Origin of the sequence: Pseudomonas sp. TWR1-1-3 (genome assembly GCF_049896805.1) — a bacterium.
Classification (GTDB): Bacteria; Pseudomonadota; Gammaproteobacteria; order Pseudomonadales; family Pseudomonadaceae; genus Aquipseudomonas; species Aquipseudomonas bubulae.
Map to the genome: position 1 here is coordinate 540462 of NZ_JAFCUZ010000001.1, position 22243 is coordinate 562704.

General features: G+C 59.9%; 19 protein-coding genes. 14 read left to right on the forward strand and 5 right to left on the reverse strand.

Annotated features, from left to right (window positions below):
• The first annotated feature begins 57 nt into the window (after nucleotides 1–57).
• Nucleotides 58–4914, forward strand: coding sequence for an NAD-glutamate dehydrogenase (locus ACP7BE_RS02490; RefSeq protein WP_426104595.1), 4857 nt, complete (start codon nucleotides 58–60; stop codon nucleotides 4912–4914).
• A gap of 77 nt (nucleotides 4915–4991) precedes the next feature.
• On the opposite strand, the gene ACP7BE_RS02495 is transcribed toward ACP7BE_RS02490, so the two are convergent.
• Nucleotides 4992–5255, reverse strand: coding sequence for a DUF4404 family protein (locus ACP7BE_RS02495; RefSeq protein WP_095000540.1), 264 nt, complete (start codon nucleotides 5253–5255; stop codon nucleotides 4992–4994).
• Nucleotides 5256–5552: 297 nt separating this feature from the next.
• Between ACP7BE_RS02495 and ACP7BE_RS02500 the strand changes: the two genes are divergently transcribed.
• From ACP7BE_RS02500 to rssC, 3 genes are all read left to right on the forward strand, one after another.
• Nucleotides 5553–6242 (forward strand): MlaA family lipoprotein, encoded by a 690-nt coding sequence (locus ACP7BE_RS02500; protein ID WP_095000539.1) that lies wholly within the window; start codon nucleotides 5553–5555, stop codon nucleotides 6240–6242.
• A 342-nt stretch (nucleotides 6243–6584) separates the two neighbouring features.
• Nucleotides 6585–7769: a two-component system response regulator RssB gene (gene rssB, locus ACP7BE_RS02505; protein ID WP_095000538.1), complete on the forward strand. Its 1185-nt coding sequence runs from the start codon at nucleotides 6585–6587 to the stop codon at nucleotides 7767–7769.
• Nucleotides 7766–8248 (forward strand): anti-sigma factor antagonist RssC, encoded by a 483-nt coding sequence (gene rssC, locus ACP7BE_RS02510; RefSeq protein ID WP_095000537.1) that lies wholly within the window; start codon nucleotides 7766–7768, stop codon nucleotides 8246–8248. Before rssB ends, rssC begins: the two co-directional genes overlap by 4 nt.
• Before the next feature lie 95 nt (nucleotides 8249–8343).
• Here the strand turns inward: rssC and ACP7BE_RS02515 are convergent, their stop codons facing one another.
• Nucleotides 8344–9465: an aryl-sulfate sulfotransferase gene (locus tag ACP7BE_RS02515; RefSeq protein ID WP_426104598.1), complete on the reverse strand. Its 1122-nt coding sequence runs from the start codon at nucleotides 9463–9465 to the stop codon at nucleotides 8344–8346.
• Between the two features lie 82 nt (nucleotides 9466–9547).
• Between ACP7BE_RS02515 and ACP7BE_RS02520 the strand changes: the two genes are divergently transcribed.
• Nucleotides 9548–10618, forward strand: coding sequence for a GlxA family transcriptional regulator (locus ACP7BE_RS02520; protein ID WP_095026874.1), 1071 nt, complete (start codon nucleotides 9548–9550; stop codon nucleotides 10616–10618).
• A gap of 56 nt (nucleotides 10619–10674) precedes the next feature.
• Here ACP7BE_RS02520 and ACP7BE_RS02525 read toward each other — a convergent pair whose 3' ends face one another.
• Nucleotides 10675–11583, reverse strand: coding sequence for a LysR family transcriptional regulator (locus tag ACP7BE_RS02525; RefSeq protein ID WP_130871603.1), 909 nt, complete (start codon nucleotides 11581–11583; stop codon nucleotides 10675–10677).
• A gap of 124 nt (nucleotides 11584–11707) precedes the next feature.
• Between ACP7BE_RS02525 and ACP7BE_RS02530 the strand changes: the two genes are divergently transcribed.
• From ACP7BE_RS02530 to dctM, 9 genes are all read left to right on the forward strand, one after another.
• A complete protein-coding gene (locus ACP7BE_RS02530; RefSeq protein WP_095026873.1) occupies nucleotides 11708–12535 on the forward strand; it encodes an FAS1-like dehydratase domain-containing protein in 828 nt (275 codons plus the stop codon).
• 21 nt (nucleotides 12536–12556) lie between these two features.
• Entirely contained in the window at nucleotides 12557–13720 is a 1164-nt protein-coding gene (locus tag ACP7BE_RS02535) for an acyl-CoA dehydrogenase family protein (protein ID WP_095000532.1), read from the forward strand.
• Between the two features lie 16 nt (nucleotides 13721–13736).
• The gene (locus ACP7BE_RS02540; protein ID WP_095018112.1) at nucleotides 13737–14129 is read left to right on the forward strand and encodes a VOC family protein; all 393 of its coding nucleotides are present in this window, start codon (nucleotides 13737–13739) and stop codon (nucleotides 14127–14129) included.
• Nucleotides 14126–15496 carry an MmgE/PrpD family protein gene (locus tag ACP7BE_RS02545; protein ID WP_095025855.1) on the forward strand — a complete coding sequence of 457 codons (1371 nt, stop codon included), beginning with the start codon at nucleotides 14126–14128 and terminating at the stop codon, nucleotides 15494–15496. The genes ACP7BE_RS02540 and ACP7BE_RS02545 overlap by 4 nt, the downstream gene beginning before the upstream one ends.
• Nucleotides 15493–16698 (forward strand): CaiB/BaiF CoA-transferase family protein, encoded by a 1206-nt coding sequence (locus ACP7BE_RS02550; protein ID WP_340068710.1) that lies wholly within the window; start codon nucleotides 15493–15495, stop codon nucleotides 16696–16698. Before ACP7BE_RS02545 ends, ACP7BE_RS02550 begins: the two co-directional genes overlap by 4 nt.
• A gap of 16 nt (nucleotides 16699–16714) precedes the next feature.
• Nucleotides 16715–17542, forward strand: a complete 828-nt coding sequence (locus ACP7BE_RS02555) for an HpcH/HpaI aldolase/citrate lyase family protein (protein ID WP_426104603.1) — start codon at nucleotides 16715–16717, stop codon at nucleotides 17540–17542.
• 76 nt (nucleotides 17543–17618) lie between these two features.
• Complete coding sequence (locus tag ACP7BE_RS02560) at nucleotides 17619–18611, forward strand: TRAP transporter substrate-binding protein (RefSeq protein ID WP_095000527.1); 993 nt, start codon at nucleotides 17619–17621, stop codon at nucleotides 18609–18611.
• 99 nt (nucleotides 18612–18710) lie between these two features.
• Entirely contained in the window at nucleotides 18711–19349 is a 639-nt protein-coding gene (locus tag ACP7BE_RS02565) for a TRAP transporter small permease (RefSeq protein WP_095000526.1), read from the forward strand.
• A complete protein-coding gene (gene dctM / locus ACP7BE_RS02570; protein WP_095000525.1) occupies nucleotides 19346–20626 on the forward strand; it encodes a C4-dicarboxylate TRAP transporter large permease protein DctM in 1281 nt (426 codons plus the stop codon). Before ACP7BE_RS02565 ends, dctM begins: the two co-directional genes overlap by 4 nt.
• A gap of 529 nt (nucleotides 20627–21155) precedes the next feature.
• Here dctM and ACP7BE_RS02575 read toward each other — a convergent pair.
• Nucleotides 21156–21533, reverse strand: a complete 378-nt coding sequence (locus ACP7BE_RS02575; protein WP_198417394.1) for a redoxin domain-containing protein — start codon at nucleotides 21531–21533, stop codon at nucleotides 21156–21158.
• 108 nt (nucleotides 21534–21641) lie between these two features.
• The gene (locus ACP7BE_RS02580) at nucleotides 21642–22124 is read right to left on the reverse strand and encodes a MarR family winged helix-turn-helix transcriptional regulator (RefSeq protein WP_170943704.1); all 483 of its coding nucleotides are present in this window, start codon (nucleotides 22122–22124) and stop codon (nucleotides 21642–21644) included.
• Nucleotides 22125–22243: the final 119 nt, after the last annotated feature.

Sequence of the window (22243 nt, forward strand, 5' to 3'; positions counted from 1 at the left end):
ACGCGGGAACAACACGCGACGCTTCTCTCAATAACAAGCCCAAGCGGAGTACCACAGATGGCGTTCTTCACCGCAGCCAGCAAAGCCGACTTCCAGCATCAACTGCAAGCGGCACTGGCGCAGCACATCAGTGAACAGGCACTGCCACAAGTGGCGCTGTTCGCTGAGCAATTCTTCGGCATCATTTCTCTGGATGAACTTACCCAGCGGCGCATGTCCGACCTCGCCGGCTGCACGCTGTCGGCGTGGCGCCTGCTGGAGCGTTTCGACCCGGCCCAGCCGCAAGTGCGGGTATTCAACCCCGACTACGAGCGCCACGGCTGGCAGTCCACCCACACGGCAGTTGAAGTCCTGCACCACGACCTGCCGTTTCTGGTGGACTCGGTGCGTACCGAGCTGAACCGTCGCGGTTACAGCATTCATACCCTGCAAACCACGGTGTTGAGCGTGCGTCGCGGCGCCAAAGGCGAGTTGCTGGAAATTCTGCCCAAGGGCACCACGGGGGAAGGCGTCTCGCAAGAGTCGCTGATGTACCTGGAAATCGATCGCTGCGCACACGCTGCCGAATTGAATGTGCTGAGCAAGGAACTGGAGCAGGTTCTGGGTGAAGTACGGGTTGCCGTGGCTGACTTCGAGCCGATGAAGGCCAAGGTGCAGGAGCTGCTGGCCAGTGTCGACAACTGCCAGTACGCCGTCGATGCCGATGAGAAAGCCGAAGTCAAAAGCTTCCTGGAATGGCTGGTGGGCAACCACTTCACCTTCCTGGGCTATGAAGAATTTGTGGTGCGTGACGATGCCGATGGCGGTCATATCGAATATGACCCCGACTCGTTCCTGGGCCTGACCAAGCTGTTGCGCGCCGGGCTCACCGCCGAAGACCTGCGTATCGAAGACTACGCCGTCAGCTACCTGCGCGAGCCGACCCTGCTGTCGTTCGCCAAGGCCGCGCACCCGAGCCGCGTGCATCGCCCGGCGTACCCGGACTATGTGTCGATTCGCCAGATCGATGCCAGCGGCAAGGTCATCAAGGAGTGCCGCTTTATGGGCCTGTACACCTCTTCGGTGTACGGCGAGAGCGTGCGGGTGATCCCTTATATTCGTCGCAAGGTGGCAGAAATCGAGCGCCGCTCGGGCTTCCAGGCCAAGGCTCACCTGGGCAAGGAACTGGCCCAGGTGGTGGAAGTCCTGCCCCGTGACGACCTGTTCCAGACTCCGGTGGACGAACTGTTCAACACCGTGATGTCGATCGTGCAGATCCAGGAGCGCAACAAGATTCGCGTGTTCCTGCGCAAGGACCCGTACGGCCGCTTCTGCTATTGCCTGGCCTACGTACCGCGGGATATCTACTCCACCGAAGTGCGGCAGAAAATCCAGCAGGTGCTGATGGAGCGTCTGCAGGCGTCGGATTGCGAGTTCTGGACCTTCTTCTCGGAGTCGGTGCTGGCCCGCGTGCAGCTGATTCTGCGGGTTGACCCGAAAAACCGCATCGATATCGACCCGCTGTTGCTGGAAAAAGAAGTGGTCCAGGCCTGCCGCAGCTGGCAGGACGATTACGCCAGCCTGGTGGTCGAAAGCTTTGGCGAGGCCAATGGCACCAAAGTGCTGGCCGATTTCCCCAAAGGTTTCCCGGCAGGCTATCGCGAGCGCTTTGCTGCACATTCGGCCGTGGTCGACATGCAGCACCTGATGAACCTCAGCGAAAAGAACCCGCTGGTGATGAGTTTCTATCAGCCGCTGGGGCAAAGTGCCGGTCAGGAGCTGCATTGCAAGCTGTATCACGCCGATACACCGCTGGCCCTGTCCGATGTCCTGCCGATTCTGGAGAACCTCGGCCTGCGCGTGCTGGGCGAGTTCCCGTACCGTTTGCGGCATGCCAATGGCCGTGAGTTCTGGATCCATGACTTCGCCTTTACCGCTGGCGAAGGCTTGAACCTGGATATCCAGCAACTCAACGACACGCTGCAGGATGCGTTCGTGCATATCGTACGCGGCGATGCCGAGAACGATGCGTTCAACCGCCTGGTACTGACTGCCGGCCTGCCATGGCGCGACGTGGCGCTGCTGCGTGCGTACGCGCGTTACCTGAAGCAGATTCGCCTGGGTTTTGACCTGGGGTATATCGCCAGCACCCTGAACAACCACACCGACATCGCCCGCGAGTTGACCCGGCTGTTCAAGACCCGCTTCTACCTGGCGCGCAAGCTGACGGCCGAAGACCTCGAAGACAAGCAGCTGCGTCTGGAACAGGCGATCCTGACAGCCCTGGACGATGTGCAGGTGCTCAACGAAGACCGCATCCTGCGTCGTTACCTGGACTTGATCAAAGCCACGTTGCGCACCAACTTCTACCAGCCGGATGGCAACGGTCACAACCGTTCCTACTTCAGCTTCAAGTTCAACCCGCACCTGATCCCCGAGCTGCCAAGGCCGGTGCCGAAGTTTGAAATCTTCGTCTACTCGCCGCGGGTTGAAGGCGTGCACTTGCGCTTCGGCAACGTGGCCCGTGGCGGCTTGCGCTGGTCGGACCGTGAAGAAGACTTCCGCACCGAAGTGCTGGGCCTGGTAAAAGCCCAGCAAGTGAAAAACTCGGTCATTGTGCCGGTGGGTGCCAAAGGCGGCTTCGTGCCGCGCCGCCTGCCGCTGGGCGGCGGCCGTGATGAAATCCAGGCCGAGGCGATTGCCTGCTACCGGATCTTTATTTCCGGCCTGCTGGACATCACCGACAACTTGAAAGACGGCGCATTGGTACCGCCGTTGAACGTGGTCCGTCACGATGATGATGACCCGTACCTGGTGGTGGCTGCCGACAAGGGCACCGCGACCTTCTCCGATATCGCCAACGGCATTGCCATCGATTACGGCTTCTGGCTGGGCGATGCGTTCGCTTCGGGCGGTTCGGCCGGTTATGACCATAAAAAGATGGGCATTACCGCCAAAGGTGCCTGGGTTGGCGTGCAGCGTCACTTTAAAGAGCGCGGGATCAACGTTCAGAAAGACAGCATCAGCGTGGTCGGTATCGGCGATATGGCCGGTGACGTGTTCGGCAACGGCCTGCTGATGTCCGATCAGTTGCAACTGGTCGCAGCGTTCAACCACCTGCATATCTTTATCGACCCGAACCCGGAGCCTGCCAGCAGCTTCGCCGAGCGTCGGCGCCTGTTCGATCTGCCGCGTTCGGCGTGGTCGGACTACGACACCGGCATCATGTCGGCGGGCGGCGGGATCTTCTCGCGCAGCGCGAAAAGCATCGCCATCTCCGCGCAGATGAAAGAGCGCTTCGCGATTACCGCTGACAGGCTGACCCCCACCGAACTGCTCAATGCCTTGCTCAAGGCCCCGGTGGATCTGCTGTGGAACGGCGGTATCGGCACCTACGTCAAGGCCAGTAGCGAAAGCCATGCCGATGTCGGCGACAAGGCCAATGATGCATTACGGGTCAACGGCAATGAGCTGCGCTGCAAGGTGGTAGGCGAGGGCGGCAACCTGGGCATGACCCAGCTGGGCCGTGTCGAGTTCAACCTCAATGGCGGCGGCTCCAACACCGACTTTATCGATAATGCCGGCGGTGTGGACTGCTCTGACCACGAAGTGAATATCAAGATCCTGCTCAATGAAGTGGTGCAGGCCGGCGATATGACCGAGAAGCAGCGTAACCAGCTGCTGGGCAGCATGACCGATGAGGTGGGCGGCCTGGTCCTGGGCAACAACTACAAGCAGACCCAGGCCATTTCGCTGGCCGCGCGCAAGGCCTATGAGCGGATTGCCGAATACAAGCGCCTGATGAACGATCTGGAAGCCCGTGGCAAGCTGGACCGTGCCATCGAATTCCTGCCGTCAGAAGAGCAGCTCAACGAGCGCGTAGCGGCGGGCCACGGTCTGACCCGTGCCGAGCTGTCGGTGCTGATCTCGTACAGCAAGATCGACCTTAAAGAGGCGCTGCTCAACTCCCGGGTGCCGGATGACGACTACCTGACCCGGGACATGGAAACCGCGTTCCCGCCGATGCTGGTGAGCAAATTTGCCGAAGCCATGCGTCGCCACCGCCTGAAGCGTGAAATCGTCAGCACCCAGATTGCCAACGATCTGGTCAACCATATGGGCATCACCTTTGTCGAGCGCCTGAAAGAGTCGACGGGGATGAGTGCTGCCAACGTGGCCGGCGCCTACGTCATCGTGCGTGATATTTTCCACCTGCCACACTGGTTCCGGCAGATCGAGGCGCTGGACTATCAGGTACCGGCTGAAATCCAGCTGGCGCTGATGGATGAGTTGATGCGTCTGGGGCGCCGCGCTACACGCTGGTTCCTGCGCAGCCGTCGTAACGAGCTGGATGCTGCACGGGATGTGGCGCATTTCGGCCCGCATCTGGCGGCATTGGGCCTCAAGCTCGACGAACTGCTGGAAGGGCCGACCCGCGAAGGCTGGCAGACCCGCTATCAGGCCTACGTCGAGGCGGGCGTGCCGGAGTTGCTGGCGCGCATGGTAGCGGGTACCACGCACCTGTATACCCTGTTGCCGATTATCGAGGCTTCGGATGTCACCGGGCAAAATGCTGCGGATGTGGCCAAGACGTACTTCGCCGTGGGCAGTGCGCTGGACCTGACCTGGTACTTGCAGCAGATCAGCAACCTGCCGGTGGAGAACAACTGGCAGGCCCTGGCCCGCGAGGCGTTCCGCGACGATATCGACTGGCAGCAGCGGGCAATTACCATTTCGGTGTTGCAGATGACCGAGGCCGGGGAAAGTATCGAGGCACGGCTGGCGCTGTGGCTTGAACAGAACCACTCGATGGTTGAGCGCTGGCGCTCGATGCTGGTGGATCTGCGTGCCGCCACCGGCAGCGACTATGCCATGTACGCGGTGGCCAACCGCGAGCTGCTGGACCTGGCGTTGAGCGGTCAATCAGGGCTCTGACAGCCTGAGTTGCAAAACAAAGCCCCGGCTCATGTGCAATGAGTCGGGGCTTTTTTGTTTCTGGGGGTTACCGGAAATCAGATGCCGATATTGCCCAAGGTTTGCACGATGCTGCGCAGGGTAACGGCGAGAGTGGGATGATCGACCTCAAAGCGCTCTACAGCGAGGTTGACGCTGTCGGCAAGGCTGGAATCGTTGGTCGCTTTTTCGATGTCGATCTGAGCCTGGATTTGTGTGGCGAGCTGGTTCAAGTGTTCACGCTCTTCCTGGGTGAGCGGCGGGTTCTGTTCCAGTTGCTCGCGCAAGGTATTGAGTTGTTCTTGCAGATCGCGGGCAGGCATAGCATTCATCCTTTATTGATAGGCTCTGGTGTAGACCTTCGAAGTGAGCAAAAGGTCTGTCTCTAGATTAATCCACTCGCGGGCGAAGTGCATGATCTCTATCAAAATCCCCGATGCGTGTTTTTGTCGTTCAGGCGGGTGGTTTTAAAAGAATCGGCAGCGGGGGGAACGTCTATCTTTTATACAAGTCTGTTTAGGCGATTGCTTGGGGGCTGCCTAAAAGCCATTTGCCGTTATACTGATGTTCAGACTCAGGGCATAGCGCCCAAGTGTTGAGTAACTTCAGGGAGTTTTGCTATGCGCTGGACTGTTCGTCTCGCCCCATTGTTTGTCTGTGCCGGTGTGGCCATGATGCCGTTTGCTGCCAATGCCGCCACCGAGGATGACCCGTGGGAAGGGTTTAACCGCGTTGTGTTCAAGTTTAACGACACCCTCGACACCTATGCCCTGAAGCCGATTGCCCAGGGCTACCAGTTCATCACTCCGCAGTTTCTGGAGGATGGCATCCACAATATGTACCGCAACGTCGGTGACGTGCGCAACCTGGCCAACAACGTGCTGCAGGTAAAACCCCACGCTGCGGGCGTGGATACCGCCCGTTTGCTGATGAACACCATTATCGGTGTCGGCGGCTTCTTTGATGTGGGCACCAAGATGGGCCTGCAGCGCAACGACGAAGACTTTGGCCAGACCCTTGGCTACTGGGGGCTGAGCAGCGGCCCTTACCTTGTATTGCCGCTGCTGGGCCCAAGTACGGTGCGAGATGCCCTGGGCATCTACCCGGACTCCTATGCCGAACCTTACCGCTACATGCATGACGTTTCAGCACGTAACACCGTTGCCGGGATGAAAATCATCGATGCCCGCGCCAATCTGCTGTCGGCCGAAAAATTGATCACGGGGGATAAATACATCTTTATCCGCAATGCGTATCTGCAAAGCCGTGAATTCAAGGTCAAGGACGGGCAGGTTGTCGACGACTTCTGAGTCGTTTGACCGATGCGCAAAAAACGGCCCTTGTGGCCGTTTTTTGTATGGGTGCAGATGAGAATCAATCGGCTTTGCGGCCTTTGTTACCAAGGTTTTAGTTGCCGTAAACGTGGTTCTTATAACCCGCAGTAATTTAACGTGACGAACACCTCAAGCCGCTATCGGCCTGAGCTTGAAACACCCCGCGGATGGGAGTACCGTCTGCGCCTTACACGGGCACCTTTGTAGGATCGAGCAATACAGTCGATTTGAATCAGGGATGTTCACAAGCCATTTCAGTTGTTGAGCCCGACGTTTACGAGCTTCAACGACAACCTAATTCTGGCGCCATTTGCCCACATGCAAAAAACCAGTGCCACGCTGCTGATCATTGATGACGACCAGGTAGTACGCGCAAGTCTGGCGGCCTACCTGGAAGACAGCGGCTTCAGCGTCCTTCAGGCCAATAATGGCTTGCAAGGCCTTCAGATGTTCGAGCAAGAGCAGCCAGATCTGATCATCTGTGACCTGCGCATGCCGCAAATGAGTGGCCTGGAGGTGATTCGCCAGGTTGCCCAGCGGTCGGCGCAAACGCCGGTGATCGTCATCTCGGGCGCAGGCGTGATGAGCGATGTGGTCGAGGCTTTGCGCCTTGGCGCTGCCGACTACCTGATCAAGCCGCTGGAAGACCTTGCCGTGCTGGAGCATTCGGTTCACCGAGCTCTGGATCGTGCGCGGTTGCAGCTTGAGAACCAGCGCTACCGTGAGAAGCTGGAGTCGGCCAACCGGGAACTGGAAGCCAGCCTGCATTTGCTGCAGGAAGACCAGAACGCCGGCCGGCAGGTGCAGATGAACATGCTGCCGGTCAGCCCCTGGACCACTGATGAGTTCAGTTTTGCCCACAAGATCATCCCGTCACTGTATCTGTCCGGGGATTTTGTCGACTACTTCCGGGTTGACGAGCGTCGGGTCGCTTTCTATCTGGCGGATGTTTCCGGGCACGGCGCCTCTTCGGCCTTTGTCACGGTGCTGCTCAAGTTCATGACCACGCGCCTGCTGTTCGAGTCCAAGCGCAATGGCACCTTGCCGGAGTTCAAGCCCTCCGAAGTGCTTGGGCATATCAACCGTGGTCTGATCAACTGCAAGCTGGGCAAGCACGTGACCATGGTGGGCGGTGTGATCAATGAAGAAAGCGGCGAGCTGACCTATAGCATTGGCGGGCACTTGCCGCTGCCGGTGCTCTACACTCCAGACAGTGTCCGTTATCTGGAAGGGCGGGGTTTGCCCGTTGGCCTGTTCAACGAAGCCACCTATGAAGACCAGGTTATGAAATTGCCTGAAGCTTTCAGCCTGACTCTGATGTCTGACGGTATCCTGGATCTTTTGACCGAGCCGACGCTCAAAGAGAAAGAAGCTGCTTTGCCGCAACGGGTGAAAGCAGCAGGCGGCAGCCTGGATGGTCTGCGCAAAGTGTTTGGATTAGCTACGCTAGGGGAGATGCCGGATGATATCGCCTTGTTGGTGTTGAGCAGGAATCTTAAATGAGTACCGGTAGAATTCAGTTCGCCGAACAGGACGGCACTTTTGTCCTGAAGTTTGTGGGTGAAGTGCGTCTGACGTTGTGTTCGGCACTGGATGCGACGATCGAGAGGATTTTCACGGCGTTGAATTTCAATGCCATCGTGATTGACCTCACCGAAACCCGCAGTATCGACAGCACCACCTTGGGTTTGCTGGCGAAACTGTCGATATTGTCGCGCCAAAAAACAGGCCTGTTGCCGACTGTTGTCACCACCCACGAAGACATCACCCGGCTGCTGGAGTCGATGGGCTTCGATCAGGTGTTCAACATCATCGGCAAGCCGATCCCTTGCCCGGATTGCCTGACCGACCTGCCTTCGCAGGATCAGACAGAAGAAGTTGTGCGGGTAAAAGTGCTGGAAGCGCACAAGATTCTGATGGGGCTCAACGACTCCAACCGTGAAGCTTTCCATGATCTGGTGAATGCACTCGAGCGGAATTGATTTCCGGTCGCCTCATCCCGCAGGTTGTCAAAGATCAAAAGCCCCTCACCACGCCTCTCCCTCCGGGAGAGGCGTGGTGAGGGGCTTTTAGCTTTTTATGTTACAACCAACCATGGTATTTCCCGGCGCTGATAACGGTGCGCGCGGAAGATCGCGTTGTTTTCACCCGGCAGATAGGCTCTGGAGGCTGCATCCGGGTACGGGGCAAAGAAGGGATTGATATATTCCCAGACCACTTCTCCCGTCGGCGTGATTTCAAACAGTCGACCAAAATTGGCCTCGGTCACCAGCGTATTGCCGTTGTGCAGGCGTTGCGCGCCGCCCATGAACGGGGTGAAAAAGGCATAGCCCGGGGTATCGGCGTACTGCCACACGATCTGTTGGCTCAGTGGCTCTATTTCCAGTATTCGTGAGTGCGGCATGCTGGTATGTGGCCGAAAGATGCCGTTGTCGAATACCAGCACGTTGCCGTTTTCCAGCTCGCTCGGGCAGTGCTGTTGCGCAACCAGATCATGGCCCAGGCGCCACAGCACCTTACTGCTGCTGCGCGAAATGGCAATCACCGCAGAGACGCTGCGCAGGCTGAGAATGATCTTGCCATCGCGGCCCGGCGAGACGGCGTTGGTCATCGGCCAGTGGTAGCGTTCAAACGCATCATGCAGCGGATAGTCTTCAGGGCGCAGGTGCTCCCAGCTGCGCCACTCCCACACAACATGGCCCTGGCGGTCGACTTCTTTGACCACATCGGCATAGATCACCCCGCCGGGTGCTTCGCTGCCAGGAATGCCGCCCACCACGCGGCTGGCCAGCTGCGGGCTCAGCGGTTCAACGGTGGTGTAGAGCAGATGACCGTTGTCCAGCCATTGGGCATCGTGATGGTGCATCAGGTCAGTGTGTTCCCACACCACTTCTCCCTCGGCAGTGACTTCGCTGAAGGCGCCGCCGTGCCAGACTGACCAGCCCGTAAACAACTCTGGCGAGTCGGGGTGGTTGCCGTTGTATCCCAGGTTGCCGTTGCGCAGTATTACGGCGTCGCGGCCGGGGCGCCAGGGCAGCTTCCAGCGGTGTACGATTTCGCCTTCCAGATCGATCAGGAACACATTGCCATCTGCCGTTTGCGGGGCGAACAGTGTGTAGCCACCGGCGCTACGGGCGTGGTCGACGCCGACCAGACCGGTCTTGTGGCGCTTCAGGGTGGTGTTGTGCAGTTTTGACATGGTGCCACTCCCACTAGGTTCCACTGGTATTGTGCGCGGCAGGGGAGCATTGTCGGTCTCCCCTGTGTGCGTGGAATCGAGTATGTCGAGGCAAACCGTGGCGCTCCATGCCAAACACCCCTCTTTTGCTGCCATGCCGGACGCCACGCCGCGTACGGTGGTGGTGCTGGCATTCGATGAGCTGTTGTTGCTCAACGCCGCGGGGCCACTTGAGGTCTTCGCCGCGATACCGCGGCTGTTGGGCGGCACTTTTGCCAGCGATCCACCTTATCGGCTGTTGCTCGTATCGCCCATGGGAGGCCAGATAACCTCGGTTTCCGGGATCAGCGTCAATACACTGTCCCTGGAACAGATCGACCAGCAAGCGGACGTTATCGATACCCTGATCGTGGCAGGGGGGCCGGGTGTGGCAGCACTTGAAGCCAGCGTACCTGTGTGCAGCTGGTTGCGCCGCCGCGCCACGGCCGTACGCAGGCTGTGTTCCATAGGTACTGGCACATTCGCCTTGGCCGCTGCCGGTCTGCTTGAGGGGCGCAAGGTGGTGACCCACTGGAAGTTTGCCGAAGAACTGCAAGCCCGCTACCCGACGCTCCAGTGCCAGACTGAAGGGTTGTACCTGCATGACGCGAACCTGTGGACGTGCGCGGGAGCTGCTGCCGGTATCGACCTGGCGCTGGGGTTGGTGGAGCAGGATCTTGGCCCCCATGCGGCATTGGAGCTGGCGCGCTATTTCACCGTTTTCGTATGGCGCTCGGCGGCTCAACCCCAGCTCAGCGCTTCGCTCAATGCCCAGTCCCTGGCCTTGCGTACCGCCCCTGACGTGCGCCTGGTGCGTCTGCATGCCTGGATTGCAGCCAACCTGCAAAGCGACCTGCGTGTGGAAATACTGGCGGAGCAATTTGGCATGAGTGCGCGCCACTTTGCCCGTGCCTACGTGGCCACTACTGGCCATACACCTGCACATGCGGTAGAGCTCTTACGTATTGAAGCTGCCTGCCAGTTGCTGAAAACCACCAGCGAGCCGATCAAGCGGATAGCCGAAACCGCAGGTTTTGGTCGGGAAGAGCGTATGCGGCGAGGGTTTCACAAGCACTTGGGCATCGGCCCGCAGCATTACCGCAACCAGAGTCGATGCGCTGCACCGCAAGGCTGATCTGACGGCTTATCGCATGCCGGGTCTGATCGCTGGCCAAGGATATCGGTGCAGGACTAATTGCCAGGCTCAACGCTCTTGTGATGCTCCAGCACCCTGTTGATCAAGGCCCGGGTCACCTTGGGCAGTGCCTGCAGGTCGCGCACCAGAATGCTGCGTTCGCGCACCCGCCAGGGCTCGTCCAGTTCGATCACCGACAGGCCCATGGTCTGCTGGTGACGACGGGCCGAAGACTCCGGCAGGATGGCGATACCCACCCCGGCTTCGACCATCCGGCACATCGCTTCGAAGCTGTAGACCTTGATGCGCATGTTCAGGGTATTGCCGTGCAGGGCGACCTGTTCATTTAAAAATCGCAGCAGGGTAGTGCCTTCGTGCAGGCCGATATGCGGATAGGCCAGGGTTTCGGCCAGCTTGATCGACCTGGAGCGGGCCAGGGGGTGATCCAGTGAGGTGACCAGGATCAATTGGTCGGTGCTGAAGTGGATGACCTGCAGGCTGTCAGCCTCGACCGGACCGGCGATGATGCCCATATCGGTTGAGCCATCCATGACCCCGCGGACGATATCGCGGCTCAGGCGCTCTTGCAGGTCCACTGTCACACCTGGGCGTTCGGCAAGAAAACCGGCCAGGATACCGGGCAAGAATTCCGTGGCTGCCGTGGTGTTGGCAAAGATCCTGATATGCCCCGACGCGTCGGTGTCGTACTCGGTGAACTCGCTTTTCATATAGTCCACCTGGCGCATGATCATCCGCGCATGGTGCAAGAACAGTTCACCGGCGGGGGTCAGTTCAACCCCGCGGCTGTCGCGGTACAACAGGCGGCTGGCCAGGTTCTCTTCCAGGCTCTTGATCCGTGCACTGGCGGCTGGCGGCGAGATAAACGCCTTGCGCGCACCCTGGGTGAGGCTGGGGGATTCGGCGATATGAATAAACAGGCGCAGGTCGACAAGATCAAAATGCATGGCTGATTTCCGTTGGGCTTGAGCGTTAAGTAAAACCGAACGCCCCCTTACCGAAACGCAGATTCACAGATCGCCCGGCTTTTGGCAATCATGGCCAAAATAACAAGCCACGGGGCAATCACCGATGAGCGATAACGCACTGGCCGACTGGATCGGTCGTACTGAAGAAATCCATGACGTTCTTAGCCTGAACCTGGTCACCCGTATCGCCGCGACCTTCGGTGAGAAGGTGCCGCAGGCCGGGGAGCCTCTGCCGGCGTTGTGGCAGTGGTGTTTCTTTCAGCCCACGGTAGAGGAACAGGGGCTGGGTGATGATGGTCACCCGGCCCGGGGCGGCTTTTTGCCTCCGGCCCACAACCGCAACCGCATGTGGGCGGGCGGGCGTGTCGAGTTCTTTACTCCGCTCAGGGTGGATGCCAGGGCGACGCGTTTTTCCACCATTCTCGATGTTCGGGAAAAACTCGGTAAAACCGGCTCGCTGCTGTTTGTCACTGTCCAGCATGACTATCTGCAGGACGGCCAACTGGCCATTCGCGAAGAACAGGACATTGTCTACCGCGAACCAACCCCGCCCAAGCTGGCAGAGGGCGAGCCCTTGCCTGCGGGCATCTGGCAGGAGTCGATCACGCCGAGCCCCACCTTGCTGTTCCGCTACTCGGCGGTCACCTTCAATGGCCATCGCATCCATTACGACTGGCCTTATGCGACCGCAACGGAAGGCTACCCGGGGCTGGTGGTACACGGGCCGCTGATGGCCACCCTCAGTCTGCGCGCTTTTTGCCGCGCCAATCCCCAGGCCCAAGTGCGGCGCTTTGCCTATCGCGGCGTGCGGCCGTTGATTGCGCCTCAGCCCTTTGTGCTGCGGGGGCGGGTCGTGGCGGCGGGCAAAGCCGAGTTGTGGGTGGGCAACGCAGAGGGTATCGCCCAGCAGGGCGAAGTGAGCTTCGACTAATAACGACAACAAGGAGCGCTAATGAATCCGTATCTGAACGAAGACTATAACGCCATTCGCGAGGGTGTCCGCGCCCTGTGTGCGGAGTTTCCAGCCGAGTACTGGCGCAAGATTGACGAAGACAAGGGCTTTCCTGAAGCCTTTGTCGCCGCCATGACCGAAGCCGGCTGGTTGTCGGCGATGATCCCCGAGCACTACGGCGGTTCGGGCCTGGGGCTGGCTGAGGCCTCGGTGATTCTTGAGGAAGTGAACCACTGTGGCGGCAACTCCGGCACCGTGCATGGCCAGATGTACAATATGTTTACCTTGCTGCGTCACGGCAGCGAGGCGCAAAAAAGTTATTACCTGCCCCGGCTGGCCAGTGGCGAGCTGCGTTTGCAGTCGATGGCAGTGACCGAGCCAACCACGGGCACCGACACCACGAAGATCAAGACCACTGCTGTGCGCCAGGGCGACACGTATGTGATCAATGGCCAGAAGGTGTGGATTTCGCGGGTTCAGCATTCCGACCTGATGATCCTGCTGGCCCGCACCACGCCGTTGGCCGACGTGCAGAAAAAAGCCGACGGCATGTCGATCTTTCTGGTCGATCTGCGCGAAGCCATCGGCAACGGCCTGACCGTGCAGCCGATTGCCAATATGGTCAATCACGAAACCAACGAGCTGTTTTTCGACAACCTGGTAATCCCCGCCAGCAGCCTGATCGGCGAAGAGGGCAAGGGCTTTCGTTATATCCTCGACGGGCTCAATGCCGAGCGCACGCTGATCGCCGCTGAATGCATCGGTGATGGCCGCTGGTTCAATGAAAAGTCTGCACAGTACGCCCGTGATCGTGTGGTATTCGGTCGTCCGATCGGGCAGAACCAGGGCGTACAGTTCCCGATTGCCGAAGCCCATATCGAGCTGGAAGCCGCTGACCTGATGCGCTGGCGCGCCTGCGAAGAATACGACAGTGGGGGTAAAGCCGGGGCGGCGGCCAATATGGCCAAGTACCTGGCAGCCAAGGCCAGCTGGGAAGCGGCCAATGCCTGCCTGCAAACCCACGGCGGTTTCGGTTTTGCCAATGAGTATGACGTCGAGCGCAAGTTTCGCGAGACCCGTCTGTACCAGGTGGCGCCCATCTCCACCAACCTGATCCTGTCCTATGTGGCCGAGCATCTGCTCGAGTTGCCGCGTTCCTTTTAATTAACGGAGACAGAACATGCAGATCAGTCATCTGGACCATCTGGTCCTGACAGTACGGGATATCCCCACAAGTCTGGATTTTTACAGCCGGGTGCTGGGCATGCAGCCCGTGGTGTTCGGTCAGGGCCGCCATGCCCTTGGGTTCGGCCAGCAAAAGATCAACCTGCACCAGGCCGGTGCCGAGTTCGAGCCCAAGGCCAGCCAGCCACTGCCGGGTTCGGCAGACCTGTGTTTTATCGTCGCGACCCCATTGGATGCTGTGATCGAGCAGCTGCACGGCCTGGGTGTTGCCATCCTCGAGGGGCCGGTCATGCGCACCGGTGCCCAGGGGCCGATTCGCTCGATTTACCTGCGTGACCCGGATCTGAACCTGATCGAGTTGTCCAATCGAGTGGAGAGCGCGGCATGAGTCAGCACACGCAAGCGCTCACCCGTTTTTTGGCCAGCCTGGATTACCAGCAATTACCCGAAGCCGTTATCAGCCGTACTGAAGAGCTGTTTCTCGACTGGCTGGGATCGGCCCTGGCCAGTCAGGGCGCGCACCCGATCCCGTTGTTTGAACGCTACGTGGCGAAGATGGGCCCGGGCACCGGGCCTGCCGGTATTCTGGTCAATGGCCAGACCACCTCGGCGTATTTTGCCGCGCTGGTCAATGGCGCCAGCTCCCATTTGGTGGAGCAGGACGACCTGCATAACAGCTCCGTGCTGCACCCGGCGACCGTGGTGTTTCCTGCGGTGCTGGCGGCGGCACAGGACCTGGGAAAATCGGGTCGCGATCTGATTGTCGCCGCCGTCGCCGGTTATGAAGCGGGCATTCGCATCGGTGAGTTTCTTGGTCGTTCGCATTACCGCATCTTTCACACCACGGCTACAGTCGGCACCCTGGCGGCAGCGGTGGGGGTCGGCAAGCTGATGGGGTTCAACCCGCAGCAGTTCACCCACCTGCTGGGCACTGCCGGGACCCAGGCCGCGGGCCTGTGGGAGTTTCTGCGCGATGCCGCGGACTCCAAGCAGCTGCATACCGCCAAGGCCGCCGCTGATGGTTTGCTGGCTGCTTACCTGACGGGCGAGGGTCTGAGCGGTGCGCAAAATATTCTTGAGGGTGAGCAGGGCATGGCTGCCGGCATGTCCAGCGACGCCAACCCGGCGTGCCTGTCCGATCGCCTGGGCAGCCGCTGGGCGCTGACGGAGACTTCGTTCAAGTTTCACGCCTCGTGCCGCCACACCCACCCGGCGGCCGATGCGCTGCTGGCGTTGATGCAGCGGGAGGGGCTTGGAGCAGAGGACATCGCCAGTGTCACCACCCGCGTCCATCAAGCCGCCATCGATGTATTGGGCCGCGTAGAGGTGCCGCAGAGCGTGCACCAGGCCAAGTTTTCCATGGGCACGGTGCTGGGCCTGATTGCCGTCTATGGCAAGGCCGGCTTGCCCGAGTTTCATCAGCATGCGCTGAGCGATGCGCGCGTTGGCGCGTTTCGCGACAAGGTGCGTATGGTCCTCGATAACGACGTTGACGATGCGTATCCACAACGCTGGCTGGGCCGGGTGCTGGTGACCACGGTGCAGGGGCGCAGCCTGCAGGGCAGCATCGATGAGCCCAGGGGCGACCCGGGCAATACGTTGAGCCGCGCCGAACTGGAAGACAAGTTTCGCCGCCTGCTGGCCTTCTCGGGAGCGCGTAGCGACGAACAGGCCAGCGGGCTGCTCGAGCAGGTCTGGCACCTGCGCCATCTTGACGACTTGAGTGTACTGACCTGCATCGGGAGACCATCATGACCGCCACCGCGCACAAACCCCGGCCGCTGGACGGTATTACCGTGATCAGCCTGGAGCATGCTATCGCCGCGCCGTTTTGCACCCGCCAGCTGGCTGACCTCGGTGCACGGGTGATCAAGATCGAGCGCCCCGGCTCCGGCGACTTTGCCCGCGACTATGACGGGCGGGTCAACGGTCTGGCCTCGCACTTTGTCTGGACCAACCGCTCCAAGGAAAGCCTGACCCTCAACGTCAAGCAGCAGCAAGCTGCCGACGTGCTCGACAAGCTGCTGGCCACGGCCGATGTGCTGGTACAGAACCTGGCGCCGGGGGCGGCAGAACGTATGGGGTTGTCGTTTGCAACCCTGCATGAGCGTTTCCCGCGGTTGATCGTCTGCGATATTTCCGGTTACGGCGAAGGCGGACCCTACGAGCAGAAAAAGGCTTACGACCTGCTGATCCAGAGTGAAGGCGGGTTTTTGTCGGTGACCGGCGGGCCGGATGAACATGACATGGCCAAGGCCGGTTGCTCGATTGCCGATATCGCTGCAGGCATGTATGCCTACACCGGAGTGCTTTCGGCGCTGCTGCTGCGGGACAAGACCGGGGAGGGCAGCCGCATCGATGTGTCGATGCTCGAAAGCCTGGTGGAGTGGATGAACTACCCGCTGTATTACGCCTACGACGGTGCCGCGCCCCCGCCGCGGGCGGGGGCCGCGCATGCCACCATCTACCCCTACGGCCCGTTCCCCACCGGCGATGGCGGCACGGTGATGCTTGGCCTGCAGAATGAACGCGAATGGCAGCAATTTTGCGACAGGGTGTTGCTACAGCCAGACCTGGCGAGCAACCCGCGCTTTAATGCCAATGCACGGCGTTCAGAAAACCGTAGCGAGTTGCGCGCCATCATTGTTGAAACCTTTGCCAGCATGGGTGCCGATGAAGTGATTGCCCGGCTCGACGGGGCAGCGATTGCCAATGCCCATGTCAACGATATGGCCGGTGTGTGGGCTCATCCGCAACTGGCCGCCCGTAAACGCTGGCGCGAAGTGGACAGCCCGGCGGGCAAGTTGCCGGCGCTGCTGCCACCGGGGTGCAACACCGCTTTCGAGCCGCGTATGGAGGCGGTTCCCGGTCTGGGCCAGCACACCGACAGCCTGCTGGGTGAACTGGGTTATGGCGCGGATGAGATCCAGCGTCTGCATCAACTAGGAGCGGTATAAGGCATGGAGCATCGTGATGGATAACACCAGCATACGTTCAGCGCTGTTCGTCCCGGCTACTCGCCCCGAGCGGATACCCAAGGCGCTGCAAAGCGGCGCCGATCAGGTGATCGTCGATCTGGAAGACGCTGTGGCCGAGGACCTCAAGGCCCAGGCCCGCGCCAGTCTGGATGCTTTCCTTAATGACAATCCGCAGGCCAGGGTGCTGGTGCGGATCAATGCGCCGCAGCATCAGCAGCAGGCAGCCGATATCGAGTTGTGCCGTCGCCAGCCCGGCGTGGTGGCGGTATTGCTGCCCAAGGCCGAAAGCGCTGCACAGGTCGAACAGGCTGCGGCGTGTGGCAAGCCGGTGTGGCCGATTATCGAAAGCGCCAGGGGCTTGCTTGAATTGCCGGCCATTGCCCGGGCTCGCGGGGTGGAGCGCCTGAGTTTCGGTGCGCTGGACATGGGCCTGGACCTGGGCCTGGCCAGCGATACGGCTGGCGCGCAGCGCATTCTCGATCAGGCCCGCTACGCCATTTTGCTGCACAGCGTCCTGGCGCAACTGGCGCCGCCGCTGGACAGTGTATTTGCGGACATCAACAACAGCGCCGGCATGGCCCGCATGGCCGCCGATGCCAGGGATATGGGCTTTGGCGGCCTGCTGTGCATTCATCCTGGTCAGGTGGCAGTGATTCACGCCGCTTTTATGCCGCGTCAGGACGAGCTGGACTGGGCGCGGCGGGTTCTGGATGCGGTTGCATCCACAGGCGGGGTGTTTGTGCTTGACGGGCAAATGGTCGATGCCCCGGTCATCGGCCTTGCCCGGCGGGTATTGCGCCGGGCCGGTCTGCCTTGTAACTGAGGCCAGGCGAAGCGGTTAAACGCAGCACAGGCAACACCAGGCACTACCAAATCTATAACAACAAGAGGTATGTCCCATGTTCAAGCACACTCTCAAGGCTCTGGCCTGCGCATTGCCATTATTCGCAGGTTTTGCGGGCGCTGCCGACCCCATCAGCATCAAATTCGCCCACGTTGTCGCCGAGCACACACCCAAGGGGCAGGGCGCGCTGTTGTTCAAGAAACTGGCCGAGGAACGCCTGCCCGGGCAGGTCAAGGTCGAGGTCTATCCGAACTCCTCGCTGTTTGGCGACGGCAAGGAAATGGAAGCGCTGCTGCTGGGTGACGTGCAACTGCTGGCGCCGTCGCTGGCCAAGTTCGAGCATTACTCCAAGCCGATCCAGATTTTCGATTTGCCCTTTCTGTTCACTGATATCCAGGCCCTCGACCGTTTCCAGCAAAGCCCGCAAGGTCAGGCTCTGCTCAAGTCGATGGAGGGCAAGGGCATTACCGGGCTTGGTTACTGGCATAACGGGATGAAGCAACTGTCCGCCAACAAAGCGCTCTACGAGCCCAAGGACGCCCGCGGCCTGAAGTTCCGCGTACAGGCTTCCGCCGTGCTGGATGAGCAGTTCAAGGCCCTGCGCGCGGCGCCACGCAAGATGAGTTTTGCCGAGGTTTATCAGGGCTTGCAGACCGGTGTGGTGAATGGCACCGAGAATACCTGGTCCAACTACGAAAGCCAGAACGTCTATGAGGTGCAGAAGTTCTTCACCGAGTCCAACCATGGCGCCATCGATTACATGGTGATCACCAATACCAAGTTCTGGAATGGCCTGCCTGAAGAGGTGCGCAACACCCTGGATGCGGTCATGGCCGAGGTCACCGTGGAGGTGAACAAGCAGGCCGAGGCGCTTAACCAGGCTTCCCGCCAGCGCATTGCCGATTCCGGCAACAGCGAAATCATCATCCTTACCCCGGAACAGCGCGAGTTGTGGCGTGAAGCCATGCGCCCGGTATGGAAGAAGTTCGAGAGCGACATCGGCCCTGATGTGATCGCGGCCGCCGAGCAGGCCAACCAAAGCAGTTAATAGTCGCCAGCGCTGATTGCCGTCGGTGGTCCCGCAGGGGATCGCCACGGCAACCTTTGCTTTGTCGTTTCTCGACCGTTCTTTCAAGGGAGATTACCCATGCACGCAGCCGTTCGTGTCTGGAATCACGCGGAAGAAATGCTGGTGGCATTCCTGCTTGCAGGCATGACCCTGGTCACCTTCGCGTATGTCGTATTCAACAACCTCTATGGTGTTTTCTATTCCCTGGGGGACTCGCTGCCGTTCGCCAACGAGACCCTGCTCGGCATCGGCGACAGTATTCTCTACGTCGCCCAGGAGATGACCTGGAGTGTGGCCCTGACCAAGGCCATGTTCGGCTGGCTGATTTTTGTCGGCCTGGCCTGGGGCGTGCGCATTGGCGCGCATATTGGCGTCGACTTGCTGGTGCGCCAGTTCAAGCCTGCCAATCAGCGGCGGGTGGCCTTGCTGGCAGTGGCCATTTGCCTGGGCTATTGCGTGCTGATGGCGTACTCCAGCGAGCAGTGGGTGGCCACGTTGTATGCCGTTGGCACCAGTGCCGAAGACCTGGACCGCTTCGGTATCAGGCAATGGCAAATCGTGATGATCGTGCCGATCGGTTTTGCCTTGATGTTTGTGCGTTTTCTGCAGGTTTTTATCCGCATCATTCAGGGCAAGCAGCAAGGCCTGGGCTTGCACAGTGAAGTGGAGGACGCCGTCAAACTGGCGGAAAACGACCAGCAGGGGACTCCAAAATGACTATTGCCTTCCTTTTTGTCGCCCTGTTCGTGCTGATGTTTGTCGGTATTCCGGTGGCGATTTCCCTGGGCTTGTCCGGGGCCATGACCATTCTGTTCTTCAGTAACGACTCGGTGCGTTCGCTGGCGATCAAGCTGTTTGAAACCAGCGAGCACTACACATTGCTGGCGATCCCGTTTTTCCTGCTATCGGGTGCATTCATGACCAGCGGCGGCGTGGCCCGGCGCCTGATCGATTTCGCCAACGCCTGCGTCGGGCATATCAAGGGTGGCCTGGCCATCGCCGCAATCCTGGCCTGCATGCTGTTTGCGGCGCTGAGTGGCTCTTCTCCGGCCACGGTGGCGGCGGTGGGCTCGATCGTTATCGCCGGCATGGTCCGTTCTGGCTACAAGCAGGATTTTGCTGCCGGTATCGTCTGTAACGCCGGGACCCTGGGCATCCTGATTCCGCCGTCGATCGTCATGGTGGTTTACGCTACCGCCACCGAAACCTCGGTGGGCAAGCTGTTTATGGCCGGTGTTGTGCCGGGTCTGTTGCTGGGGCTGGTATTGATGGTGACCATCTACATCCTGGCGCGGGTCAAGGACATGCCATCGCTGCCCCGGGCCTCGTTCAAGGAAATCGTCACCGCCGGGCGCCGTGCCGGCTGGGGCCTGATGTTGATCGTGATCATTCTCGGCGGTATTTACTCGGGCATGTTCACCCCTACCGAAGCGGCTGCTGTGGCGGCGGTGTATGCAGCGTTCGTGGCGATCTTTATCTACAAGGACATGACCGTCCGCGAATGCCCGAAGGTGATTGTCGAGGCGGGCAAGCTGAGCGTGGTGCTGATGTTTATCATTGCCAACGCCATGCTTTTTGCCCATGTGCTGACCACCGAGCAGATCCCGCAGTCGATTACCGCCTGGGTGGTGGAGCAGGGCTTTACCCCGATTGAGTTCCTGTTGGTGGTCAATATTGTGCTGTTGGTTGCAGGGACTTTTATGGAGCCTTCGGCAATCATCCTGATTCTGGCGCCGATCCTGTTCCCGATTGCCATGCAACTGGGCATTGATCCGATCCACCTGGGCATCATCATGGTGGTGAATATGGAAATCGGCCTGATCACCCCACCCACCGGGCTAAACCTGTTTGTCACCTCGGCGGTCACGGGCATGCCGCTCACTCGGGTGGTACGTGCGGTATCGCCGTGGTTACTGGTGATGCTGGCGTTCCTGGTGCTGGTGACCTATGTGCCGTTTGTGTCGCTGGCGTTGCCGAATTGGCTGGGGATGTAGCGGGCGGGCGCAGGGAATAGTGTGGGAGCGGGCTTGCATCGCGATGCAGGTGGCGCGGTCTGCAGGCTCACCGTATGGATGCCATCGCGGGCAAGCCGCGCTCCCACAGGTTTTGTGTCGTAGTTAAGAGCTGCGGTTTGCAGGATTCATTGTGGGAGCGGGCTTGCTCGCGATGCAGGCGGCGCGGTCTGGCAGGCTCACCGTATGGATGCCATCGCGGGCAAGCCGCGTTCCCACAGGTTTTGTGGCGTACTTAAGAGCTGCGGTTTGCAGGATTAATTGTGGGAGCGGGCTTGCTCGCGATGCAGGCGGCGCGGTCTGGCAGGCTCACCGTATGGATACCATCGCGGGCAAGCCACGCTCCCACAGGTTTTGTGTCGTAGTTAAGAGCTGCGGTTTGCAGGATTCATTGTGATGCAGGCGACGCGGTCTGGCAGGCTCACCGTATGGATGCCATCGCGGGCAAGCCGCGCTCCCACAGGTTTTGTGGCGCACACATGAGCTGATGCCTGCATGCACGCTGCTTGGGTCAAACGCGGCCGACTGCCGCAATCAATTCCTCAGGCTCCACCCGTTGCGCGTAGTCCAGGTTGAAGAACGCTTCGCGTATTACCGCATCCTGGTCGATTACAAATGCACTGGCCAGTGGCAGTGTCAGCGAGTCAGACCCGTTGACGCTCTTGAGGTCCGCACCCAGGGAACGGTAGATTTGGTCCAGTTCGTCCTCAAGCTCGAAAACAATGCCGTACTGACGGGCAAGGTGGTTGCCGATATCACTGAGCAGCAGGTAAGTGATCCCCAGCGCTTCACGGGTTTTACCCGTGAACTGCGGCGTCTGCGCCGAGACGGCAACCAGCGTCGCCCCAGCGGCCGTTAGATCACTGACCATCTGCTGGTATGCACTCACGGCCCCATGTCGAGAAAATCGCGCAGATCGACGTTCTACCCGTTCTCGTCCTTGAGTATCGCCAGCGGCGCCTTGTCGTTGGCTTGCAACGCCTTGCTGCTCAAATGGCTATCGACCAGCTTTTGTAGCGAGGTCGAGCGCTTGGCTGGCCGAGAGGCAATAGATCGACTCGGCCAGGGCCTGGCGTTGCCCGGGAGGCAAGTCCTGGATCATTCCGCTGATCCAGGCGGTGTGCTCGACAAAAACGTCATCGACCACGCGCTTGCCTTGCGCTGTCAGCGTAATAATCAATTTGCGCCGGTCCGTCGGGTCGGTTTTGCGCTTGATCAACGCGGCGCGCTGCAAACCATCGAGCAGCCCGGTGACCGTTCCCGTGGTAATCGACAATCGGGTCGCCAGTTCCAGAGGGGAGAGCTTGCCTCCCGCGTTTTTGAGGGTCAGCATGATGACAAAACGGCCCTCCGACAGGTTGTAGCTGGCCAGCCGTGTTGCGCAGGCGCGATTGATCGCCGCTGCCGCCGAGAGCAACTCGAAACACAGCTTTACGCTGTCCCTGACCTCGGGCGCTGCGCTCTCTAGTTCACGCAGCATGATGTGGTGCTTGTTCTCTAAAGTATTCATAAGGCGCAGTTTATCTTGGCGCCTTACTAAGTCAAACGGTTAGGCCGCAGCCCCGCCTGGGGTATACTTTGCCGCCACGCAATTCAGCC

What these genes read in the sequence shown, in the direction of transcription:
- ACP7BE_RS02490 (WP_426104595.1), top strand. Translation starts at nt 58, where the DNA reads ATGGCGTTCTTCACCGCAGCCAGCAAAGCCGACTTCCAGCATCAACTG.
- ACP7BE_RS02495 (WP_095000540.1), bottom strand. Translation starts at nt 5,255, where the DNA reads ATGCCTGCCCGCGATCTGCAAGAACAACTCAATACCTTGCGCGAGCAA.
- ACP7BE_RS02500 (WP_095000539.1), top strand. Translation starts at nt 5,553, where the DNA reads ATGCGCTGGACTGTTCGTCTCGCCCCATTGTTTGTCTGTGCCGGTGTG.
- rssB (WP_095000538.1), top strand. Translation starts at nt 6,585, where the DNA reads ATGCAAAAAACCAGTGCCACGCTGCTGATCATTGATGACGACCAGGTA.
- rssC (WP_095000537.1), top strand. Translation starts at nt 7,766, where the DNA reads ATGAGTACCGGTAGAATTCAGTTCGCCGAACAGGACGGCACTTTTGTC.
- ACP7BE_RS02515 (WP_426104598.1), bottom strand. Translation starts at nt 9,465, where the DNA reads ATGTCAAAACTGCACAACACCACCCTGAAGCGCCACAAGACCGGTCTG.
- ACP7BE_RS02520 (WP_095026874.1), top strand. Translation starts at nt 9,548, where the DNA reads ATGTCGAGGCAAACCGTGGCGCTCCATGCCAAACACCCCTCTTTTGCT.
- ACP7BE_RS02525 (WP_130871603.1), bottom strand. Translation starts at nt 11,583, where the DNA reads ATGCATTTTGATCTTGTCGACCTGCGCCTGTTTATTCATATCGCCGAA.
- ACP7BE_RS02530 (WP_095026873.1), top strand. Translation starts at nt 11,708, where the DNA reads ATGAGCGATAACGCACTGGCCGACTGGATCGGTCGTACTGAAGAAATC.
- ACP7BE_RS02535 (WP_095000532.1), top strand. Translation starts at nt 12,557, where the DNA reads ATGAATCCGTATCTGAACGAAGACTATAACGCCATTCGCGAGGGTGTC.
- ACP7BE_RS02540 (WP_095018112.1), top strand. Translation starts at nt 13,737, where the DNA reads ATGCAGATCAGTCATCTGGACCATCTGGTCCTGACAGTACGGGATATC.
- ACP7BE_RS02545 (WP_095025855.1), top strand. Translation starts at nt 14,126, where the DNA reads ATGAGTCAGCACACGCAAGCGCTCACCCGTTTTTTGGCCAGCCTGGAT.
- ACP7BE_RS02550 (WP_340068710.1), top strand. Translation starts at nt 15,493, where the DNA reads ATGACCGCCACCGCGCACAAACCCCGGCCGCTGGACGGTATTACCGTG.
- ACP7BE_RS02555 (WP_426104603.1), top strand. Translation starts at nt 16,715, where the DNA reads ATGGATAACACCAGCATACGTTCAGCGCTGTTCGTCCCGGCTACTCGC.
- ACP7BE_RS02560 (WP_095000527.1), top strand. Translation starts at nt 17,619, where the DNA reads ATGTTCAAGCACACTCTCAAGGCTCTGGCCTGCGCATTGCCATTATTC.
- ACP7BE_RS02565 (WP_095000526.1), top strand. Translation starts at nt 18,711, where the DNA reads ATGCACGCAGCCGTTCGTGTCTGGAATCACGCGGAAGAAATGCTGGTG.
- dctM (WP_095000525.1), top strand. Translation starts at nt 19,346, where the DNA reads ATGACTATTGCCTTCCTTTTTGTCGCCCTGTTCGTGCTGATGTTTGTC.
- ACP7BE_RS02580 (WP_170943704.1), bottom strand. Translation starts at nt 22,124, where the DNA reads ATGCTGCGTGAACTAGAGAGCGCAGCGCCCGAGGTCAGGGACAGCGTA.